Source organism: Rhodohalobacter barkolensis, assembly GCF_002834295.1.
Classification (GTDB): Bacteria; Bacteroidota; Rhodothermia; order Balneolales; family Balneolaceae; genus Rhodohalobacter; species Rhodohalobacter barkolensis.
Genome location: NZ_PISP01000001.1, coordinates 1,184,227 through 1,206,451, shown reverse-complemented (window position 1 = coordinate 1,206,451; position 22,225 = coordinate 1,184,227). Strand labels below are relative to the sequence as shown.

22 protein-coding genes are annotated in these 22,225 nt (G+C 42.0%); 8 read left to right on the top strand and 14 right to left on the bottom strand.

What is annotated here, in order from left to right:
• Positions 1-160: 160 nt before the first annotated feature.
• Positions 161-2,146, bottom strand: coding sequence for an alpha-ketoacid dehydrogenase subunit alpha/beta (locus tag CWD77_RS05010; RefSeq protein WP_101072113.1), 1,986 nt, complete (start codon positions 2,144-2,146; stop codon positions 161-163).
• A gap of 159 nt (positions 2,147-2,305) precedes the next feature.
• On the opposite strand from CWD77_RS05010, the gene speD reads away from it, so the two are divergent.
• From speD to speE, 3 genes are all read left to right on the top strand, one after another.
• Positions 2,306-2,710 (top strand): adenosylmethionine decarboxylase, encoded by a 405-nt coding sequence (gene speD / locus CWD77_RS05005; protein WP_101072112.1) that lies wholly within the window; start codon positions 2,306-2,308, stop codon positions 2,708-2,710.
• A gap of 211 nt (positions 2,711-2,921) precedes the next feature.
• Positions 2,922-3,398: a pyruvoyl-dependent arginine decarboxylase gene (locus CWD77_RS05000; RefSeq protein ID WP_206017943.1), complete on the top strand. Its 477-nt coding sequence runs from the start codon at positions 2,922-2,924 to the stop codon at positions 3,396-3,398.
• A gap of 188 nt (positions 3,399-3,586) precedes the next feature.
• Complete coding sequence (speE, locus tag CWD77_RS04995) at positions 3,587-4,435, top strand: polyamine aminopropyltransferase (protein WP_101072111.1); 849 nt, start codon at positions 3,587-3,589, stop codon at positions 4,433-4,435.
• A 331-nt stretch (positions 4,436-4,766) separates the two neighbouring features.
• On the opposite strand, the gene CWD77_RS04990 is transcribed toward speE, so the two are convergent.
• The 5 genes from CWD77_RS04990 to CWD77_RS04970 form a co-directional block, all read right to left on the bottom strand.
• Positions 4,767-5,636, bottom strand: a complete 870-nt coding sequence (locus tag CWD77_RS04990) for a DUF445 domain-containing protein (RefSeq protein ID WP_165779076.1) — start codon at positions 5,634-5,636, stop codon at positions 4,767-4,769.
• A gap of 300 nt (positions 5,637-5,936) precedes the next feature.
• A complete protein-coding gene (locus tag CWD77_RS04985) occupies positions 5,937-7,301 on the bottom strand; it encodes a DNA topoisomerase (protein WP_108722890.1) in 1,365 nt (454 codons plus the stop codon).
• Positions 7,298-7,768 (bottom strand): rRNA maturation RNase YbeY, encoded by a 471-nt coding sequence (ybeY, locus tag CWD77_RS04980; protein ID WP_240596659.1) that lies wholly within the window; start codon positions 7,766-7,768, stop codon positions 7,298-7,300. Before ybeY ends, CWD77_RS04985 begins: the two co-directional genes overlap by 4 nt.
• Positions 7,749-8,216, bottom strand: coding sequence for a hypothetical protein (locus tag CWD77_RS04975; RefSeq protein ID WP_101072107.1), 468 nt, complete (start codon positions 8,214-8,216; stop codon positions 7,749-7,751). Before CWD77_RS04975 ends, ybeY begins: the two co-directional genes overlap by 20 nt.
• 83 nt (positions 8,217-8,299) lie before the next feature.
• Positions 8,300-11,329: a glycosyltransferase family 117 protein gene (locus CWD77_RS04970; RefSeq protein WP_240596657.1), complete on the bottom strand. Its 3,030-nt coding sequence runs from the start codon at positions 11,327-11,329 to the stop codon at positions 8,300-8,302.
• 260 nt (positions 11,330-11,589) lie between these two features.
• On the opposite strand from CWD77_RS04970, the gene CWD77_RS04965 reads away from it, so the two are divergent.
• Positions 11,590-13,086 (top strand): sodium-dependent transporter, encoded by a 1,497-nt coding sequence (locus CWD77_RS04965; protein WP_101072106.1) that lies wholly within the window; start codon positions 11,590-11,592, stop codon positions 13,084-13,086.
• A 68-nt stretch (positions 13,087-13,154) separates the two neighbouring features.
• Here CWD77_RS04965 and CWD77_RS04960 read toward each other — a convergent pair whose 3' ends face one another.
• The 8 genes from CWD77_RS04960 to CWD77_RS04925 form a co-directional block, all read right to left on the bottom strand.
• Positions 13,155-13,721, bottom strand: coding sequence for a PH domain-containing protein (locus CWD77_RS04960; protein WP_101072105.1), 567 nt, complete (start codon positions 13,719-13,721; stop codon positions 13,155-13,157).
• A 99-nt stretch (positions 13,722-13,820) separates the two neighbouring features.
• On the bottom strand, positions 13,821-14,381 hold the full coding sequence (msrB, locus tag CWD77_RS04955; RefSeq protein ID WP_101072104.1) for a peptide-methionine (R)-S-oxide reductase MsrB: 561 nt from the start codon (positions 14,379-14,381) through the stop codon (positions 13,821-13,823).
• A 51-nt stretch (positions 14,382-14,432) separates the two neighbouring features.
• Positions 14,433-15,617 carry a DUF3095 family protein gene (locus CWD77_RS04950; protein ID WP_101072103.1) on the bottom strand — a complete coding sequence of 395 codons (1,185 nt, stop codon included), beginning with the start codon at positions 15,615-15,617 and terminating at the stop codon, positions 14,433-14,435.
• An 18-nt stretch (positions 15,618-15,635) separates the two neighbouring features.
• Positions 15,636-16,253, bottom strand: coding sequence for an acyloxyacyl hydrolase (locus tag CWD77_RS04945; protein ID WP_165779075.1), 618 nt, complete (start codon positions 16,251-16,253; stop codon positions 15,636-15,638).
• Between the two features lie 19 nt (positions 16,254-16,272).
• A complete protein-coding gene (locus tag CWD77_RS04940) occupies positions 16,273-16,596 on the bottom strand; it encodes a hypothetical protein (RefSeq protein WP_101072101.1) in 324 nt (107 codons plus the stop codon).
• Positions 16,597-16,656: 60 nt separating this feature from the next.
• Positions 16,657-16,869 (bottom strand): cold-shock protein, encoded by a 213-nt coding sequence (locus CWD77_RS04935; protein WP_101072100.1) that lies wholly within the window; start codon positions 16,867-16,869, stop codon positions 16,657-16,659.
• A 125-nt stretch (positions 16,870-16,994) separates the two neighbouring features.
• Entirely contained in the window at positions 16,995-17,582 is a 588-nt protein-coding gene (locus CWD77_RS04930; protein ID WP_101072099.1) for a hypothetical protein, read from the bottom strand.
• Positions 17,583-17,853: 271 nt separating this feature from the next.
• A complete protein-coding gene (locus CWD77_RS04925; protein WP_101072098.1) occupies positions 17,854-19,896 on the bottom strand; it encodes a TonB-dependent receptor in 2,043 nt (680 codons plus the stop codon).
• Between the two features lie 60 nt (positions 19,897-19,956).
• Between CWD77_RS04925 and CWD77_RS04920 the strand changes: the two genes are divergently transcribed.
• The 4 genes from CWD77_RS04920 to CWD77_RS04905 all read left to right on the top strand — a co-directional run bounded on the left by CWD77_RS04920 (position 19,957) and on the right by CWD77_RS04905 (position 22,220).
• Positions 19,957-20,274: a DUF2752 domain-containing protein gene (locus CWD77_RS04920; RefSeq protein WP_101072097.1), complete on the top strand. Its 318-nt coding sequence runs from the start codon at positions 19,957-19,959 to the stop codon at positions 20,272-20,274.
• Complete coding sequence (locus tag CWD77_RS04915) at positions 20,271-20,615, top strand: TM2 domain-containing protein (protein ID WP_101072096.1); 345 nt, start codon at positions 20,271-20,273, stop codon at positions 20,613-20,615. The genes CWD77_RS04920 and CWD77_RS04915 overlap by 4 nt, the downstream gene beginning before the upstream one ends.
• Positions 20,612-21,160, top strand: a complete 549-nt coding sequence (locus tag CWD77_RS04910; RefSeq protein ID WP_240596655.1) for an HD domain-containing protein — start codon at positions 20,612-20,614, stop codon at positions 21,158-21,160. Before CWD77_RS04915 ends, CWD77_RS04910 begins: the two co-directional genes overlap by 4 nt.
• Positions 21,161-21,224: 64 nt before the next feature.
• A complete protein-coding gene (locus tag CWD77_RS04905; RefSeq protein ID WP_101072095.1) occupies positions 21,225-22,220 on the top strand; it encodes a DUF4097 family beta strand repeat-containing protein in 996 nt (331 codons plus the stop codon).
• The last annotated feature ends 5 nt before the right edge of the window (positions 22,221-22,225 follow it).

Below are 22,225 nucleotides of genomic sequence, written 5' to 3'. Positions count from 1 at the left end.
ACTCGACTGTTGATGAGAAGACATCGTCTGACGACTTTGGGAAAGACTGACCTATGAACTCCAAACCTTCAGTCGTCCGACGAGTTTCATGGCTAAGTGCATACTAAATAAATTAGCACTCTTCGCATCGGGAAAACTCGACAGCCGAGGGTTAATGGACTCAAAAATTAAGCAGCTTTTCCAGTTGTTCCTTCAATCTGTGATTTGCCATATATCCCTTTTCCAGCTCTTTGTTGAAGGGAACAGGGGTGTGAAGGGATGAACAACGTATTATCGGCGCATCCAATAGTTTAAATGCTCGTTCGGTAATTCCGGCCGAAAGTTCACTCATTGGCCCGAGAATCTCCGAATTTTCCTGCAATAACAATACACGTCCGGTTTTCCGGATCGACTCAACAACCGTATCCCAATCGATGGGTGCAAGAGAACGCAGATCAATAATCTCAATACTGACGCCCTGTTTTTCATAATCCTCCGCGATTTCTTTCGCCCATACTACACCGTACCCAAACGTGACGATGGTTGCATTTTTTCCATCACGAATTACAGAGGCTTTTTCCAGATCGGTGAATTCACAGTGATCCGGGGTGATCTCTTTTATGCTTCGATAGAGTTTTTTGTGCTCAAAGAAGAGAACCGGATTTTCATCATATAAAGCCGTGTAGAGCATATTTTGTGCATCCTGAACATTTGACGGGACCAGAACTCGCAGACCGGGCAGCTGCATAAACCAGTTTTCAGGACACTGAGAGTGAAACGGTCCGGCACCCACTCCGCCACCGTGGGGTGCGCGGATGGTAATGTTCATATCGGGCATCCAGCGGTAGCGGCCTTTGGAAAGATTATTCACAATCTGATTGTACCCGCATGATATAAAGTCTGCAAACTGCATCTCTACAACCGGTTTAAATCCTTCAATTGCCAGACCAATAGCCGCACCAATGGCACCCGACTCAATAATCGGAGTATTTCGAATCCGATCTTTTCCAAACAGATCCACAAAACCTTCAGAAGCTTTAAATACACCTCCATATTCGGCTATATCCTGTCCCAACATCACAAAAGTGTCGTCTTCGGTAAAAGCCTGCTTTTGTGCGAGGTGAACAGCGTCGATAATTCTTTTTTCTGATGAGTCATGCTTTTTACCATTGCTCGATGCCTTTGGCTGAGATTTGAATCCGGCACGATTCAGCTCTTCCTTTTCATCAAACGAAGGTTCCTCTGCATCGAGAGCTCTTTCCAAATCATCGTTGAACTGAGATTTAATTTCAACTCTGATCGATTCCATCTCAGACTCTGAAAGAATTTCTTCATTGAGCAGCCACTCTTCGTACCGCTTAATGGGATCTTTTTCACTCCACTGCTCAAACAGTTCATCAGGCACATAAAACGTACCGGATGCCTCTTCGTGTCCGCGCATTCTGAATGTCTTGGCCTCAATCAAAACCGGTTTGCCTGACAAAGCCAGTTTTCGGGCTTTTGTAACCGCTTCCTGAACTTCAAAAAAGTCATTTCCATCAATGATCATACTTTCCATTCCGTATCCCACAGCACGATCCGCAATATTTTCGCAGGCAAACTGTTCAGATGAGGGGGTTGAGAGTCCGTACCCGTTATTTTCGATCATAAATATCACAGGCAGTTTCCATACGGCAGCGAGATTCAAAGCTTCATGAAAATCTCCTTCACTTGTAGCTCCATCTCCGCAGAAACTGAGTGCCACCTGATCCTTTTCTCTGAGTTTAGCCGCCAGTGCAATTCCGTCAGCCACAGGCATGGTTGCAGCCAGATGAGAGATCATCCCGAAGATTCGATGTTCGGTCGTGCCAAAGTGAAAAGAGCGGTCTCGTCCGCCCGTGAAACCATCTCGCTTTCCAAATAGTTGTGTAAACAGGGAATACAACGGTACCTTGCGTGTAGTGAACACGCCGAGATTTCGGTGCATGGGTAAAATGTAATCTTCTTGTTTCAGGCTGAGCGTTGAGCCGACGGAAATTGCTTCCTGCCCCATACCCGAAAACCACTTACTGATTTTGTTTTGCCGAAGAAGCGTGAGCATTCGCTCCTCAATGAGGCGGGGAAGCAGTAGATCCTTATAGTTTTGGACCGCTTTTTTTTGATTAATTTTTTTTGCGGGGGCTATCATTAATAAGAAATTTATGTGTAATTTATTTGTTTACTGATGGTCGAACATTGAACCTGAAAGAATAAAAACTACTGACCCTTATGGACAGGAAAAAACGACACTTTGTCAAACACTATTTATCTAAAACATAGCTTTTAACAATTTAACAAACACGGTGAAATGGAAGCACTTGGAAGACAAATTCTGGTTGAGTTTTACGATTGTGACGAATCCAAAATCAATGATGTCTCATATATCGAAAACTCCCTCATTCAAGCGACTAAAGCATCAAAAGCGACAATAATCTCCCACAATTTTCACAAGTTCAGTCCATACGGCGTAAGCGGGGTGGTTGTGATTGCCGAATCTCATGTGGCAATCCATACCTGGCCCGAGTATAATTACGCGGCCGTTGATATCTTTACCTGCGGGGATACCATTGATCCCTGGGTGATTCAAGAGCACCTCAAAGATTATTTTGATTCGAAAAATGTCTCCAGTATGGAGATGAAGAGAGGAATGTTCCGTGTACCTGAAGGGCAGAAATTACTGTTCAAGCCGGATCAGAATTTACAGCCGAATTAATTTATTTACGAGTTAGGAGAGGTGAAATACCGGTTGGTCATTTTACTTGACCACAAATTGGCATCTTCGGAATAAAATTTCAGTCCAATATACTTTCATCGGCATTTTCTGTTGACCTCGTCTGATTAGGTTAAATAGTTGAAATTTATTTCGATCAATTATTTTGTAAATAATATAATATCAATCATTTAAAAAATTACCCTTTACTATTATGATGGTTAAAACTCCAAATATTTACACTCTCGTTAAAGGAGCCAGCGAAGGCCATACACGACTCAATGCATTTGATAAAGCTCTGCTGAACGCCAATGTTGGTGATACAAACCTGATGCGCATGAGCAGTATTTTACCTCCGGCTGCCGAGCAGGTTGATGTGAGTGAGATCACACTACCCAAAGGTGGATTGATTCCGTTAGCATACGCAACAATCGACAGCACAACTCCGGGACAGCTAATCTCTGCATCCATTGCAGTCGGAATTCCGGAAGATGACCGGGAGCCGGGAGTGATTATGGAGTTTGAAGATCATGCGCCTCTGACAAACGTGGAAGAGATCGTGCGACAGATGGTTGTGGATGGTTTTGAGTACAGAAATCGCAAGCTGAAAGAGATCAAGTCTCTCGGGATTGAGCACAAAGTAGAGCGATGCGGGTCTGTATTTGCTGCAGCCGTTCTGTGGTATAAATAGACTTGAGTAGTGTGTATCGAGTATCAAGTAGTAGGTATAAGTATCGGGCAGTAAAAGGTATGTTTGATTTAGTCTGTAAAAATAAATCAGTTTACCTGCTACCTGCTACCTGCTACCTGCTGCTTGAAGCCTGCAACTTGAAGCCTGCAACTTGAAACCTGCAACTTGAAACCTGAAGCTTGAAAAAAATGCCTTTACAATACAACGAATACTACAACGAACAGACCGGGCTGACGATTGGTCTGAAGAAGCTACTATTTGCAAAACAGTCTGATTACCAGCTGGTGGAGGTTTATGAAACCGACACCTGGGGCAACCTGATGACTATCGACGGGATGGTGATGCTGAGTGAGCGCGACGAATTTGTCTATCACGAGATGATCTCACATGTGGCTATGTTTACCCATCCAAATCCCAAAAGAGTCTTGATCATTGGCGGGGGAGATGGCGGTACAGCACGTGAGGTTTTGAAGCACAGCTCCGTTGAGCATGTTGACATGGTAGAGATCGACCAAACCGTAGTTGAGGCCTCTAAGCTCCATTTCCCGGGTGTGGGTGATTTTGACAATCCCAAGCTGAACGTTCTCTATGAAGATGGTATCGCGTTCGTCAAAAATGTGAAAGATCCTTACGACGTAATTATTATTGACGGTTCGGACCCGGTTGGTCCGGCGGAAGGTCTGTTTGAAAAAGATTTCTATCAGTTCTGCTTGGACGCCCTGACCGATGATGGAGTTCTGACCGCTCAGACAGAAAGCCCGTGGGTGGAGTCGTACTACCCGAGTATGAAGAAAGTGTTCACTGCTTTGGATGAACTGTTCGAAATTTCAAAGATGTATCTCAGCTATATTCCGCTCTACCCGGCGGGCATGTGGTCGATGGCTTGCGCCACCAAAGGGGAGGACCCGCTGAGCTCCGAAGTGACGAAACGAATTCGGTCTAATCCCGAGCTCCTGAAGTCGCTCAACTACTACAATGAAGAGGTACACTTCGGGTCGTTTGCACTGCCCAATTTTGTGAAGAAAATTATAGAATAAATCTGAAAAATTAGATGCATATCTGAGTCAAATTTTACTCGGAATAAATGAAAGGGAATTAGTTTAACCGGCTCCCTTTTTTTATTGGTTCTGGAAGGATAAGGGTGGTCAAAATTACTTTGAAATCTGTCCTGAATTTTGATGGAAACCACTAATGTTGAGTGTGACCTAAAAAAATAAGGCTTCAATTTATGGTTGGAGGTTACATTCTATTATGAAGGTTCTGAATAATGAAACTACAGTGGTTAAAAATATTTTAAATAAAATTATTTAAATCATTGTATGTCAATAGATTGATTATCTATTTATAGAAGTTTTAGAATACAGCAATCTATTGGTAAAGTGCACGATCTGTCAGAAAGACAGTGGCACCTAAAAGGGTTAAAAAAGTTAGGCTAAGCACCGGTTCCCATATTACAAAGCCCCCAATCACCCCTAAAATGGCACCTAAATACTGAATGGTTTTGAGTTGTTCGTTCGTTGCATTTTTGATCATCAGTTCCAGCCGTTTCTCATCATACTGTTGAAGATTTTCTTCTACAAATTTCCGGATGTCGAGACGGTTAATCAGTTTATAAATTAACTCTGTAATTAACCGGTCAAACTCCTCTGATACCTCCTCTGCCTTGGCCGGAAGTTCATCAAAAAATTCATCAATAAATCCGAAGTTTCGCTCTACGGTAATCGGTAAATCTGCAATCGAATTTTCGATCATTTCCTGCAGTGATTGTCCCTTTAGAATCGTATAAGTTTTCAGTGCGGTTCGCTCAACAGGCTTATCTATTAACCCGGTTTCAATCTCTTTTGATACGTAGAAACTTACCCGTTCGCGGAAAGAATTATCATGGACTACACTGTGAACGTAATCTACAACCCAATCTTTAAACTCATCCCGGAATGTTTCACTTTCGACGGATGAGAGTAGGCTGTTTTGAAGTTGACTCCGGTAGTTTTGAATCACATTGGAGTCTTCAATTTTCGATTTGATGAGGTCCGGGTTGATTAAATCCTCAGCAACAGCTGTAGAGAGTCGCCAGGCTATGCGATCTTTTTGAGCCGGAATCAGACCTTGTCCAAGCAGGGGACGTTTGTTTAGGGGGCGAAAAAGCATGGTTATGGCAATCCAATTGGTTAGGAAACCAATCATGCCACTCACGCTGATTATCCGTAGAATTCCATTCAAAGGGAATTCAAAGCTCATAAATGAGAAAGTTAATTCGGGAAAATCCCAGTAAAAGGAGAACAGAAAGACTAAGCCAAGCAGAAAGGGTATCGGTTTCAAAAACGTAAGCAACCCGGTAGTTTGTCGAAATTTAGGCGGTTCTTCAGAGGGAGGGGCTGAAGATTGGGGAAGGTCTAAGTTTATGTGGCGAGTAAGAATTGATCTGAGATCTTTTCTGTCTGAAGACTGTTCTTCTTTTAAACGGTCATTGGGTTCAGAAATGTTCATAGGTCACTCTAAAGGCAAAATGGGAGTTTATTCAAAGCGCGCTAATTGCTTTCACGAAAGTATTGACGCAATAGTTTCAGCTTTCAGATTCTGTTCATCTATCAAATTAAAGAGCTGTTCAATCTGATCTGCATATTGTGGCCCATCGTTTACATATGGAGCCAGATATTTACCGGGTTTCAGAAAAGCTCCGTCCATTTCAAGATATTTCTGTGATATCCATCGATCCAGTTTTTCTCCGAATGAAGAGGGTGATAAAACACGATGAGAAGATAACAGGGAACCGATTTCAGAAATTGTGCGAATGGGCAGCAGTTCTGTGTTCGAAATTTCAGATTTATTCGTGGTGCTGTAGAATTGAACATCCTGATGAAATGCAGTTTGGTAAGCCATATGCTTTTCGGTTGGAACCGTGATTGCCCTCAGGGTTTGATGGTAAATCAGATCGTAGAGGTCTCTCAAAGTACTCAGGAGCTCACCACCCACTTTATCCGGAGTGTTGGTCAGGCTAATAGGGTAAAGGCTCTCATGGGACACCTCCTGTCCTGCAATATTTCGAATGAACATCGGCTTGAACTCACCCGTATGATTAAGCTGAAAAAATTGCTGTTGTAAGGATGCCCAGGTTTCACTGAAGTATGAGTTTGCCGACGTACGAGGATAGCTGATCAAGGACTCTTCACTGTAATCAAGCGTGTGAGTAAATAACTGTTGGAGTGTTTCCTGAGCATTGGCAAAGGATCTGAATATGTCCTTTTCGTAAGCAAGCTGAAGCAGATCAAATGTAGAGAGTGGATTTGCAGAGTGATACTCTGAGTCTGACATGGAATTTTGAACCTGAATCCATTCATCCGAGGCGCATTGAATTGATCGGTTCGAATACCAGATTTGACCTTTTTGATCTGCGAAGTGCTGATAGGCAAAGTATGATGAAAAGGTTGAAGAGAGTGCGGCAATTTCCATCGATGGTCGACGTCCCGTTTTATTCCATTGATGACGGATGAGTGACCGGTTTTTGAGTCTAAGTTCCAGCAGATCGGTTTGAATGACTTCAGCACTGCTGATTAAGCGTTCAATCCCTTTTCGACCTAAATGCTGAATGTGTGATCGCTTAATGGATGGATTCTTTAAAAATTTACAAATAGACCACGCTATAAAATCTCCAGAGGGATCAGGGTCCGTTGCAATGATGATATTTCCGGCCCAGCTTGCCTGCTGCTTCAGTTCTTTACGAAAACCAAGTTGATCCGGATCCGCTTTTGCTTTGAGTTGATTTCTTTCGGCGTCATATACCGGTTTCCACGCATATCCATTCGTAGATAAAACATAAACAGAAGAGGGAGCAACCCGTTGAATGATGCGGGCAATCACCGGAGATTCAACAATTAGAAGGGTATAGCTGGCCGCGGCACTCACGACAATGAGTTAAGTGCTTCCAGGTACTGATCCTCTTTTTCTGTCATCCGCTCTTTCTCTTTAGCTGTTTGATCGTCATATCCGGCAAGATGAATCAGGCCGTGAACAAACACTCTCAAATATTCTGTTTTCAGGTCGTTATCAAATTCGGCACTCTGTTCTGCAATTCGGGGTGCACAACAGTAGAGAGTTCCCTCAATGGCATCAGGATTATTTTCGTCATACCGAAAGGTAATGATATCGGTTATGTAATCGCGGTCCAGAAACTCTTTGTTAATTCGGACAATCTCTTTTTCATCAACATAGACCAATTCAATCTCTTTATAACGGATCGTCTCTTTCTCTTCAGTAATATTTATCAGTTTCAGCAGTACCTGCTCCTCAACAGGCACAGCTTCTCCCGACTCATTATTGATAATCAGTTTATCATCCGGCTCAGTCGGGATGTCAGGAAAGTTCGTCATCATCAAAGGAGAAGTTATCCAGATCGGCGGTATCGGTCAGAGACATGGCTACTCCGCACATCATCAGGTCTTCGGGCAATTTAGTAAAGTCACCTTTCAAAACGGCATCGTTTACGTTTGCATACATACTGCATCCGGCACTCTGCTCCACAATTAAACCGGTTGTATTGGTTCCGTTTTTCCCAAAAAAGGTAACCTGCTTCAGGATATCACTGGCAATGAAAGCCGTGCAGTTGTGGAGCTGAAGAAAAGTACTTCCTGAGTAGACTGTAACCATATTCATCCGCTCATCGTCCACTTCAAGGCCGAGATGGATCTCCAAAGCAAGTTTACTGCCTGCTTCCTCATTGGTAACCTCGAATCTAAAAACATCATCACCCAACGGTTTGGGTTTGGTATTCAGAATGTCACCAATGGTGGTGATGTTCTCTTTTGTGAATTCATGAATCATAATTCAATTGTCTGTCTTAGTTGAATATTGTTCAATATACAATCTGGTTACCTAAGATTAAATAATCGGTTTTAAAGGAAGCATCAGACTCCCAACCCAAATTGTTCAATCTGTTGACGGCTTCCCTCAATATCCTCAGGAAGAGGTAGACGGCCATCGGTCATAATATTAACTTCAATGGCCAGTTCTTCAGCCTTTTCAGTTCGGTCTGTTTCAAAATAGATGTTTTGAAGGATTGTTAACCGGCTTACCGTAAAGCTGACATCTTCAATAACATTATCGCGCTGTTGAGAATATCGTTGCTGTTCACGCTGCAGACTTTGAGCTTTGCCGGTATTGGCTTGCGCACGAGCCTGACTAATTTCTTCATCCAGATTTTCCATTCGGATTTCGTATCGGTCCAGATCGCGCATGTCAAATCTGAGATCGTGCATCAGGCGTTCCTGTATAAATTCGGCTAAATCAACAGCTCGTTCATTTTCGTCCACACGCATGTATCTGAAGGCGTAGAGAGCGGCAATGGTCCAATCGTTCTCAATATCCCGAAATGGAATCATATCTTCGCCGTACTTCAGCCAGTATGCCGCCTGTTCTACATCACCTTGTTGCAGATAAGCGTCAGCTAATTGTGTGAATCCATATCGATAATTACCGAGCATTCTGCGGACATTTTCATCAAAATAGACGTCTGGGGAGTTCCACTCATTAAACTCAAACTTCTCAAGTCTGTCTGCATGTACTTCAGGTTCAACATGTCCAAAAGAACCCACTTGTCGCTTGATTGGCATTATACGGAAGGCTTTTCCTTCAAACTGGAAGTAAGGTTCAAGATTCATGAGTCCGGATCTGGATACGGTATTTGCAAAATAGACAGGCCGTAACCACTGGTTTTGCCGAAGAATTTCCAGGATCATCCGGTCCTGAGTTTGCAGGTAGTATCTCGTGTTGCCTTGGTTATCCCTGCCTGCCGGACGTCCCTCCAGATAAAACCGTACTTCATTATCCAGCTCTTCAACAGGAAGTGAATAAGGCGTGGCCATTAGCATTTGATTAATCAACATTTGATTATCCGCACCTCCGGCCGATACGATCTCACTAAACCCTTCCGGGTTGTTCTCAATTTGATCAGGATTTGCTTCAAAAACTGATGTAAGAAGTTCTTTGTTCACAGGGATCACAATTTCCTGCGGATCATGCAGTTCCAGCTGAGATGTCATCTGGTCCACCTCTTCATCTGTAAGCCTTATCGGTAAGGGCAGAGCTTCGTGAGTTTGTCTATCGCGCAGCTGTTTGATATACCACTCTGTATTTAACAGGCTGAGATTAACAACTCGAACGTCTGTACGAATTCCTTCCACTTCCTGAAGGTACCATAATGGAAAGGTGTCGTTGTCTCCGTTGGTAAATAGAATTGCATTTTCTTCTACAGAATTGAGAAGGTTGTAGGCGTAATCCCGTGGAACGTAGTTTTCACTTCGGTCGTGGGTGTGCCAGTTTTCAGTGAGCATCCAAAAGGGAACCGCAATAAACGATAGGCCAATCACACTGTAGGTGACGGCTTTATTATTGCCTGCAAACTGTTTGACCAGTTCCATAATTCCGGTGAGACCAATCCCAACCCATATAGCGTAGGCAAAGAATGAGCCCACGTAAGCGTAATCCCGTTCACGGGGTTCGAACGGCGTTTGATTGAGATAGAAAATGATCGCAAGTCCGGTAAGGAAAAATAGCGCAGTTACTGCAAAAGCTCTTTTCCAATCATTTTTAAAGTGATATAGAATCCCAAACAAGCCGAACAGAAACGGCAGATAAAAGTAGGGGGTATTTGCAGGGTTATCTGCATGCCGAGTATCCGAGAATCCTGAGTACCAACCGGTATCCTGAATATCGGCTTCCCGGCCAATATAATTCCAGTTTAAATAGCGGAGGTACATATGATTTACCTGATACTCCCAGAAATAGCCTAAATCAGAATCAAAGTTCCTGTAGTATTCAAGATGTCGTGGCTGACTTGAATGTCTTCTGGGGAAAAGCGTCTCTTCAGATCGGTCTATGTTCTGTGTACGGTTGTCATATGTATTTCCTTTTAAAAGAGGTGCCGATCCATACTGATCACGATTCAGGTAGTTTACAAAAGCCTGAACTTCTGAAGGATCATTTTGGTCTATCGGAGGTTCTGCCTGAGAGCGGATCATGATCAGTGCATAACTGGAGTACCCGATAATAATCATCGTGTAGGCCAGCAGTACCATATTTGCAATACGCATGCCTTTCTTGTGTGTATAGTACAGGCCAAATGCTATTGCAGCAAAAATGAAAATGACAAACGTCATTGGACCGATCAGGCCGTAGGTCATTCCACCAATTCTACCCGCGAAGTTAGGCAGGTGAATAATTGTCAACGGATAGACGGATAAAAAGCCAACCACTGAAATTCCGGCCATAGCTAAAAAGGAGAGTATCGTAAACTCACGTTTTTTGAAATAAACAATCATGGCAACAAAGAAGAGCGCAAGCAGATTAAGCAGGTGAACTCCAATACCGATCCCAAACATATAGGCAATGAGAATAAGCCATCGCTCAGAATAGGGTTGATCATGATGAGCAGACCATCGTAAAGCCATCCAAACCACAAGGGCAGTAAAGAACATCGATGAAGCGTACATCTCTGCTTCAACTGCATTAAACCACTGTGTATGAGTTACGGTAAATGTAAGTGCTGCAAAGAGTCCGCCCCCATATAGACCGATTTTATCTATTGCGTCCATATCATCTGCATTTCCGCGCCACTCTTCAATCAGGCGTACCACAATCAAATAGAGCAGCATGATGGTGAATGCAGAGGCTGTAACACTAATCATATTTATGCTCAGTGCAACAAACTCTGCCGGTACAAACATCGAAACAATGCGCCCAACGATTGCAAAAAATGGAGATCCCGGCGGGTGAGCAATCTGAAGCGTATGGGAGATGGCAATATATTCGGCGGGGTCCCAAAAAGAAGTTGTGGGAGCGACGGTTAGGGTATAGATGATAAATGCATACAGGAAGCTGATAAAAGCAAAAAACCTGTTGCGTGTACGGTGTTCAGCAAAAATGGACGTAAAATTCATGTGGTTGATGACTGTTACAATTGGTTGCCGATGATCGGAAAATCCGATGATTTTTTATGAAAGTTATCTAAACGAATGTCTAGAATGATCAGATCCGAATTTCGATAACTAACGAAAGTCAAAAATATACCGAATCGCTATTTGAATGCACAATGAAAAACGAGAAGATCGAATATGATTTAAAATCTGCTTGCCATATACAGTAAAAATGTTTATCAACTGACGTGTAAAAGTAAAAAGTAATAAGAAAATCTATCAGAATGGCAGATAAAGGTACCGGTAAAGAACGGTTTGCGACTAAATGGGGACTTATTTTAAGTGTATTGGGAATTGCAGTTGGAACGGGTAATATCTGGCGATTTCCCCGCATAGCTGCTGAAAATGGCGGAGAAACAGGTGCCGGAGCTTTTTTAGTTGCCTGGGCCATATTTCTATTTATGTGGTCTATACCATTAATTATTGCGGAGTATGGTATAGGACGAAACGGCCGTAAAGGAGTTATTGGATCGTATATGAAAATGGCCGGTGAGAAATTTGCCTGGCTTGGAGCATTTGTCGGTTTTGTAGCTACTGCCATTATGTTTTACTACAGTGTGGTTGCCGGATGGTCTCTTTACTATTTCGTAGAATCGATCATTGCTCCTCTACCTCAAAATGTTGAGGAGGCCAACATGGTTTGGAATGGATTTCAATCCTCAATCATGCCTTCCGTCTTTCATGCCATAATGATAACCCTGGGTGGTTTGGTTATTTTGAAAGGGGTGAAGAGCATTGAACGAATGAATAAAATTCTGATTCCGTCACTGCTTCTGGTTTTAGTTATATCCCTTTTCCGGGCCCTTACTCTTGAAGGAAGCGGGGCAGGTATCACCTATCTGTTCACTCCGGATTGGGCTACTTTGAAAGAACCGCGTATCTGGCTGGAGGCACTCACCCAAAATGCCTGGGATACCGGTGCCGCATGGGGATTGATTTTGACGTATGGAGCCTACATGCGTACCAAGGATGACATTACCATTAGTGCATTTCAAACCGGTATTGGGAACAACCTGGTTTCGTTAACGGCTGCAGTAATCATATTTTCTACTGTTTTTGGAACACTGGGTGGTGATATGACGGATAGCCAGGTGTTGGATATTATGCGCGACTCAGGACCGGCATCAACCGGATTAACTTTTATGTGGATGCCTCAGCTTTTTGAAGTCATGGCGGGTGGTAAGTTCTTTGCTATCATCTTTTTCCTGGGTTTAACGTTTGCAGCATTTAGTTCTCTTATATCAATGATTGAATTGGCTACAAAGGTCTTCGTGGATATGGGAGTTACGCGTACCAAGGCAACGATTGCAGTATGTAGTGCCGGATTTCTGTTTGGCTTGCCATCAGCAATTTCGCTGGATGTATTTGCAAATCAGGATTTTGTTTGGGGAATTGGCCTGATGGTTTCCGGAGGCCTGATATCATTTGCAGTGATGAAATTTGGGACTGAGAATTTCAGAACAACACTGGTTAATAATGAGCACAGCAGGTTTAAGCTGGGCAAATGGTGGTCATTTATTATTCGCTATGTCATTCCGATAGAAGTAATTAGCCTACTTACATGGTGGATCTACCTGAGCGCTACAAGTTTTGCACCGGACACCTGGTACAATCCGTTGAGTCCATTTTCTGTTGCAACTGTACTGCTCCAGTGGGGTGTAGCCATCGTACTGTTTAAGATCTATAACAGGAAGATTGCCAAAAAAACCATGCTCAATTAACGCACTGTTTTTTTGGTCTGACGATATTTCTTATCCGTTTTTATGCATTGACTGGATGAGAAATTTCATCAGTTTCGATCCAGTTTCTGTTCGATACTCTGAAGAGTTTTATGAATCTCCGTTAAAATTGGAGCTAAATCATTTCCGGATGAGCTATCTATCGTAGAAGAACTTTCGGCGTAATGGGCCCGATCTGTAATATTATCCCGTTGATCCATTACCATTTCCCTGAATTCGCGTGCGTTTATAATCCCTGTTAAAGACATATCCGACATCCCCTGAGCACTGTTTCCCGCTGTTTCTATCATCAATTTACTTAAACCCATCCAGCGCAGAACAGGTCCTTCGTGAAATGTAAGATCCTGTATTTTGTCAAGTGGGATGGATCGTTCGGTTACGAACCAAAGTCCTTTTTTAAAATGAAGTGCTCTGGTCGTTAATTCACAGTAAAGACTCTCAAAATACCGGTCGATATAAATTTTGCCCAGAATGAGCCAAAAAGGAAGAAGAATCAGTCCTACAATGGTAATAGCCAGGAATAGTGATGTACCAATGTAGACATACTTTTTAAGAATTGGATCAAATTCAGCCTTGTGTATGGATGTTGCCTTTCGTGATTTTCCCGTATTTGACATGAGATGAGGTTAGGTTAATGTGTTGAGAACATACCTAAAAATATACGGGAAACTCCATTTTTAGTTACAAATAAGATGGAAATCCTATGAAAACGGCGCTTACTCGTCTTTGGGAAGAAATTTCATTGCGGCAGAATTCATACAGTATCTGAGGCCGGTAGGTTCCGGACCGTCTTCAAATACGTGACCGATATGAGATTCACATCTGCTGCAGACAATTTCCGTGCGTGTCATAAACATGCTGTTATCTTCGCGTTCTTCCACGGCATCCTCTCGAATTGGAGCCCAATAGCTTGGCCAGCCGCTCCGGCTGTTATACTTGGTTTCGGAGCTGAAAAGAGGTTGTCCACACCCTTTGCAAATATAAACCCCCTCATCATAAAGACTGTTATACTCATTCACCCAGGGCATTTCTGTTCCTTGTTTACGCAGAACACGAAATTCGCCGGAATCAAGAAGTTCTTTCCACTCTTCTTCGGTACGAACAACTTTATCATTATTTGAAGTGTCTGACATGGCAATAGAATAGGTCAAATCTTCGATGTGACTGTGTAAACTCAAGGGTTCATTATTCTCCTGAGATTGCTGTTGTTCGTTTTGCGAACAGGCCACAGTTGCAGTAAGTAAAACCAGATGAAGAATAAAAAATAGTAATTTCATGTGTTGTTCAACGTATGAAATCAATGATTCGTTCTTATAAAATAAACGAAATTAGTTATTGCTGACCAGTTCAGTTTTCTGATGTTGAAGTTTATTCAATCGCTTTTTAAAATCGATGGATGCCATAGTATATCCGCCGCCGGTACCATCAATAAAATGAATATGATTGCTTTGATACTCTTTTACATAGCAGGTTGTTACGGTTGAATCGGTGACGTGAATACCGTAAACAAGCAATCCTTGTTTGTATAATGAATCCAAAAATTTCTCCAGTTCATTCTTCATCTGAAGCGATCCGGTTATGACCATTTTCAGACTTTGGCTGAATTTTCGGTAATCAGAATTTTTGACAAAATCCGGCTTATAATCGCCCCAGTCGGTCTTATTTGTAGATACATCATATTTCATAAAATACTTCCCCGTCAGTTGTAAAAAGATGAGTTTTATGAAGTATCGAATTCGATTATACCATTCACTTTTACTTCTCATTTTGGCCTCAGACCACATATTTTTAAATCGAAAGGTCAGCTTCATATCCTTCTCTTTAATTGGGCTGGAATGTACGTCATCAAATATTTGATAAATCTTTGATAGTACAGACTGATAAATCTGAAACTGGGAATTGAATGATGGTTCGATAACATCAACAATTAATGAAATTGCTAGTTCATCTGCAGGAAATGGGTTCCATCGGCACTCCAATCCGGATAAGTCAACATTCGTGTCAGCTTTCGAATATTCTTCCTCGTTTGAGTTTTGTTTTACCCATTCTTCAGCAACGATAATTCCATTACCCAGGAAAGAGGCCTGGTTTACATGTTCTGATGTTTGGAATTTTGCAACCATTAATGGGTGTCCCTCTTCGTATAAGTCAGATATCGGGACAATACCGGCTGCTAAATCCAGGTTGAAATGCTTTTTGGCATGTGTCCGGCATCTTTTGATAATCTCTTCAGCTTTTTTACGATAGCATCCGGGGAAAGCAATTACGGATCCATCACCGCCAAAAGAGAAGGGGAGTTCCGTTTCGGGTATGGCATTACTGATTGCGGCAATTAATGAGGCACCATTTAGATTTACATCCCTGAATCGACCATTCTTGATCTCCCGAGTTGAATTTCTGACATCAGATACGGCTATACACCAGTTATCGGGTAAGGGAGTATAGAATTCAGGTTTAGCCAGATTTAGAAAATGACCGGTGCAGTCAAGATTTTTATAAAAATGTACATCCATAGTAAGGTGAAGCAAATTCTATGGATTAAAAAGTATATTTACAAAGAGCATAACAGAATCAATACCGGGATTTTCATTTGCCATATATCCGTTTGAAAGATGGTGTATTTTGTATCCAAACTGAACGGCTGATTCGGGTCCGGTTTTAATGTGATATCCTGCACCGGTGCCCAGCAAAAAGTTAAACCGGGCTCCGTTTAGATTAGGAAAGTGGTTTTGGGTAATGATAAATCCCAGGGAGCTGGTAATAAAAGGGTAATGGTTTCCGCGGCTCAGCGGCATATTTGCAATTAGCGGAATCATGCCAAAACCATACAGAGTTTCCCGTTGACCGTTGCGTCCGTCGAGAGGATAACGAAGCCAACCGGTTAAAATTAATTCAGAACTGAGATGTGTGCGTATAGAGAAAAGGTCAAATTCAGAGTGTGAGTACCCTAACTTCAGAAAGAGATGTCTTGTATTAAGCATTTTTCCCCATGCCCGGAAAGAGTAGGGTGCATAGGAACCGGATATTGAATAAGAGGGTGTGAAGGAAGAGGTTTTTTCAGCATCACTCAACTGTGCTTTTACAGTCTGAGAGGACAAACTGCAAATAACAATAACCAAAATAGTTAATGTAAACTTCTTAACTGACATAATTCTGAACACATTAAATTTAAGATTGCCGTTTATATACATAAGCGGCAACAAACCAGATAAATATCCATCCGGAAGCGGTAATGTAGAATGTGCCCAATAATAAGAAAAGAGTATTTAAAAAATAGAGCAGATGGTAAATCCAGACCGGAACTTCAGAAACCTGTTTTTTGGTAATTGCCCTGAAATTTTGGCTAAATAAGGAAAACAGCCTGGCCACAACCATTAAACCGGTATAGATATAGATCACATACTCTAAAACAGGGGAGGCGTCGAAGAAAACAACCAATGCAATAACTATTGTTGTTATAAGATCTACGACAATGTGTTTAAGCCACTGCATTAAAGATAGGAGAGGATAAAATGAAAAAAGGCACCGTTTTGAGGGTGCCTTTTTAATAATTTAAGCAAGTTCAATCACTTCTTTAGCCTGAAGACCCTTATCACCTTCAGCAATAGTAAATTCAACTTTTTGACCTTCAGTTAGCTTTTTAAAACCGTCTGTCTGAATTTCTGAGTAGTGTACAAATACGTCTTCACCACCTTCTCTCGTGATAAACCCGTAACCTTTGCCATTATGAAACCATTTAACAGTTCCAACTTCACGATTTTCCATAATAGAATCCCAACTTAGTTCCCATTGTATATTTAATTCAGTTTTTATCCTGGGGAGGATAAGAACCTGTTCGAGTGCTAAAATAGTTTGTTAGAACCTATTTAGCAATAAACTTTATAAAAGTGTTATTCAAGAACATCAAGTGATTCAATGAGAACGTATTGAGAGTTGTCGAGTTTAGCAGAATTTCCTTGTCTTGACGATGTCCAAAGTACGTCTGCGCGGTCGTATACATCCACAATAAAACCACGAATTGAAACGATATGCCCTGTTTTGATCGACTTTAGCTGATCTGCAATGGTTTCATTGGCAGGTATAGCATGCATATAGAGAAGATTGCTCCGAATTTCATTAAATGTCATGGGTGGACGAATCACATCTATTTTGTAATCTCTGCGGCTGATCGGTGTTTTTACCTGATCTAAAATTCGTTCATTTGAGAGTTCACCCCAACCCAGTACAAAATCTACAGGTGCTAGTTCAGCTTTTTCATCAAACCAATATCTCTTATTGGATACAACCCTTGCTGTCGTTTTTAATCTATACTTTGGCTCTAGGGTATAGTGTTTGAAATTATGTTCAGCTAACTGAAATCCCCTTTCAACCACAGGAGCATCTGGGGCCGTAACTCCAACCCCATGTTTAATTGGCTTTTGGTCCCACAAATAATAAGACCCGGCTAAGACCAGGACAAGAAATAGATGCTTTAACATAGTTGTAAAATTAAATTTCATCTTTCTGTAATCAAGAGATCTGATTAAACCTTTTGTTACAAAAAAAAATAATTGATCTGGGAAAAATTAACTTGATTATTAAAATATACTATAGGAATACATCGATTTAAGCCCGTTTGATGCATTCCTAAATTTTTCCTAACGGCAGAACGGATAAAATCAGACATCCGAAAGCACTTTTACAACGTTAAGTGCTTTCGTTTCCCGCGATTTTGAGATGTGGTAAAGGGATTTATTAGATTCTGATTCTTTAAAATCCGATCTGTAAACCTGCCCTGAAATTCCGGTCACTACCGGGTTCAAAAAATCTTCCGCCAAAGGCATTAATGGCTACAGATGTATTGTATCGTGTATCAAAAATATTTTGAATGGCGATGAAGGGATTCACTGTAACGCCGGAGAATATATTCTCAAGAGTAGCGGACCAACGGAAGTTAAACAGTGTATAGGAGTCATTTTTAATACTGTTTACGTTATTAGCGAAGTAACTTCCAATCCACTCGTTGTCCAGGCTGAAATTATGTATGCCGGGTGTGTAAGTAATGATTGATCCAAATCTGAAAGGAGCTACACCGGGTATATCATTTCCATCATACTCTCCATTATTGAATGTTGCACTTAAAAAAGTGACCATAAGATCTGCTTGCAGATTGGGTAGCAATGCAACTCCTACAGTAGATTCTACACCGTAATGGCGAGTATTCCCCTCGTTTCGGAAAAAGGTGGGTCCGTTTTCTTCTGTCTGATAAGGAAACAATAGATCTTCTACCTGCATGGCAAAGACTGTAAAATCGTAGGAAAAGCGTCCCTGATTTCCTTGAACACCGGTTTCTAAACCGATGGTTTTTTCGGGTTCTACATTTTTATTAAACCCGTTTCCACCTTCGGGTCTGTTTACAAGTTCGGTGGTGGTCGGTGATTCAAAACTAGTGCTAAAGTTGAAAAACCATCGCGCCTGATTAAAGCGGTAGGCGAGTCCGGCACTTGGGTTAAGAGAGAAAAAAGTTCTGTCTCCTTCTTGTGCTATCCCGATTTCATCATTCGTATTGAAGTGAAGCCAGTCAGAGCGTAACCCGAAGCTAGTCGTCAATCTATCACTAATAGGAATAGCGATTCTACCGAAAAGAGCACCGTTTGTAACGGTTTCAGTCTGTTGTACTTCAACGTCGTTCCCTCTTTCGCCATCGATATTATCCGTTTCTAAGCGGTCATCTTGTTGGAATTTGACTTCCGCTCCAAAATTAAGGTCAAAGGGCAGAGTGGTAAATTCGTACGTAGTTCTTGTACCGCCGGCTAATCGGTCCAGTCCGATATATCCGAATGGAAGCGGGTTGTCCAGATCCCGATAGGCAGCGTGGGCGGTTACATCCCAGATACCTCTCATTTGTTCTTGTATAAATGAAGCGGAGAGCATTCCCTGATCGAAAGCTTTACCTGCCGAACTGCTCACAAAATTGGGTGTAGCAGCTGTAGGGGTTGAAGAAGCATCTTCTGCAGTAAGGGCTCCGGGGTGTTGCGCTTTGGGCATAGATGTAAAAGCAGTTCTGATCAAAAGTCTGCTTCTAATGCCAACAGGTTTTTCAAAATTAAGTCCTCCCCGAAAAATCCTGGCGGCACTATGATCCCGAAATCCATCCGTTTCAAAATAGGTGCCGTACCCGTAAAGTCTGGCATTGCCAATATTGGTATTCAGCTTCAGTTCCTGTTTAACGGAACTGTGCGACCCTGCATATCCACGGTATTGGAAAGTTGGGGCATCAGCCCGGGGTCTTGTTGATAAGTGTAAAACACCGCCACTGGAATTCCCCCAAAATGTAGCGGATGGTCCTCTGAGCAGTTCAACACGACTTACCATTGCCGGATCTACCATATTCATAATTGTTTGGCCATCAGCCACAGTTAAAGGAATATCATCCATTATGACCTGAACACCCCGCACTCCAAACTGAGATCTCCAGCCGAGTCCGCGAATTGTCATCCGTTCACCCAACGCGTAGTTCTCGCGGTTGCTGATGAATACACCGGGTAAGGCAAATGTAAGCTCATCCATGGTGGCAGCCGGACGTGAAATTAACTCATGTGGATTTCTAAGCTTATAGCTTACTGAAAGCGGTGCGCGATCGATGGTAATATTTGAATAGGATGATTCTACCACAATTTCTTCCAGATCAACCCGTAGTGAATCGGTTGTTTGCTGTTGCTGAGCGTAGAGTAATTCCGAACCAAAAAAAAGAAATGAGGTTATAAACAGTAACAAAGTAGCCGCTCTTGCGTATCGAATATTGGTTTTCATATAGTGGGATAAAATATGTAAGCTTAATCTGTTGATAGTGAACCTGTAAGATAGATAAGTATGAATATTTCAGGATCGTTCAAAAAACTATTTTTTTTGCATTTTGAATGGATGGCTTTAACAGCCGGACTGATACTGATGGCATTGCTCGACCCATTTTCAGAAGCTGCTACACTCTGTCCGGTTGAAAGGTTGGGTTTTGAATTCTGCCCGGGTGAAGGACTCGGACGTTCCATATCACATGCGTTTCGGGGCGACTTATTGGCCTCCATATCGATGCATCCGGCGGGAATTCTTGCAATTTTGATTATTATTGGCCGCATCGGTTCTATTTTTCGTCGAAACTTAAATATTAAACATAACAACTCAGAACAATGAAAGTATTTGAATACATGCCTGAACTGGAAGGCGATGAAATGCAGTATATCAATCGATTACTAGATGAATTACCGGAAGATAAAGTTGAGTTGTTTATAAAAATATACCGCGCTCGGAGAAAAGATCCGATGCTTCTGTTGATTTTAGCCCTGATCGGATTTTTCGGCGTTGCCGGAATTCATCGGTTTTTTGTTGGCCATATTGGAATGGGAATCCTCTACTTTTTAACCGCAGGTCTCTGTTTTATTGGTACAATCGTGGATATGATAAATTACAAGAATTTTGCCTTTGAGTTTAATCGTAAAATTGCGCTTGAGATTAAGCAGGAGATAAACGTATGATGCCTTCAAGAGATACATCGCTCAATCTATTGACAAAATTTATTGAAAATGAAAATCTGCAGCATCACTCTAAAATGGTTGCAAAGGCCATGGAGGAGTATGCGAAATCTTTGGATAAATCGGATGTCGAAGTTGATAAATGGTGGACAGCCGGTCTGCTGCACGATTTGGATTGGGAGAAGTACCCTGACGAACATCCTAAAAAAGCTGTAGAGGAAATCCTTCCGGAAGCGGGTTACCCGGAGGATGTTATATCTGCCATCGAAGCTCACGCACCCGATCGAACCGGAAAAGAGCCGGAAACAGAAATTGAACGATATCTTTTTGCCTGTGATGAGCTGTCCGGATTTATGAATGCAGTTTCACTGATGCGTCCCAACGGGTTTTCAGATATGAAGGTGAAATCCGTTCGAAAAAAGCTGAAAGACAAACGCTTTGCAGAAAATGTGCCCAGAGAGGACATTCAAAAAGGAGCGAAGTTAATTGGGAAAGATCTGGCAGAGCATATACAATTTTTGATCGATTCATTTAAAAAGCTCTTTTAGCTGAAACCCTATCTGAATGGTTGCGTAGAGTAGGTCAGACATTCACAGTTAAGATTAGCTAAAAATGATCAACAAGCTCAGATTTTACAAGTTCAGCCGGTTTTTCCCCATCCTGTTGATTCTGATGGTGCCGCTAACGGAAAGCAGCACTGCACAATCTACCGTGGCTTTAATACATTCTGCCAATTCTGAAATATCTAATCAGGAAGATCCTTATCGATCGGAGTTTTTCAGAGTTGATCATAACCCAACGATCAACATAAATACTCTTTCCGGCGATATAGAGGTTGTTCAAAATTCCGCTATAGAGGGAGTTCAAATTGACCTTTATGTAAAACGTGAGTTTTCGCTATGGTCTGGCACCCGAAACCTGGATAACTACCGAATCATTATCCAGAAACAGGGGAATTCAATAATTGCCTCAGTGGAAGATCGGAGATCAAACCGGTCTGCAGATGATGTAAAGTTTAATTTCTCTATACAGGTACCCAAAGAAGCCTCTCTAAATCTGAGAAGTATTAACGGTAAAATTGATGCAGATAATGTAGAAGGGCAGCACTATGTTCAAAATCTTGCCGGAAATTTGAATATTCGGAATATGACCGGTGAAATTCGGGCAATTTCCACAGCGGGAGATATTATGCTTGATAATTTAAAGGGCAATATCTACGCAAAAACGGTAAGCGGAGATATTACTGCAGACCGAGATTACGGTGAAATCAGACTGAGAACGACTACCGGAGATATCGTAACCTCGGGAATTTCAGGCACATTGGTTGCGGCTTCAACCAGCGGTGATATTCAGTCTGACTTCCAGGAAGTGTCGATTGGGGTGTACCTGGAGACTACAACCGGTGATATTGATCTGACACTCCCTAAGATGGCCGGATATGATATTGATGCGAGAGGACTTAGTTTCAATTTTGATGAACTTGGAGATGCCGGAATTACAAAGCGTGTTGGTTTTGGAAATGCCTCAGTGGAGATTAGAGAGGGCGGTATACCGGTAAACTTAAAGACAGTTGCCGGATCAATAAAAGTTCGGGAATCTCAACAGTAGATAAA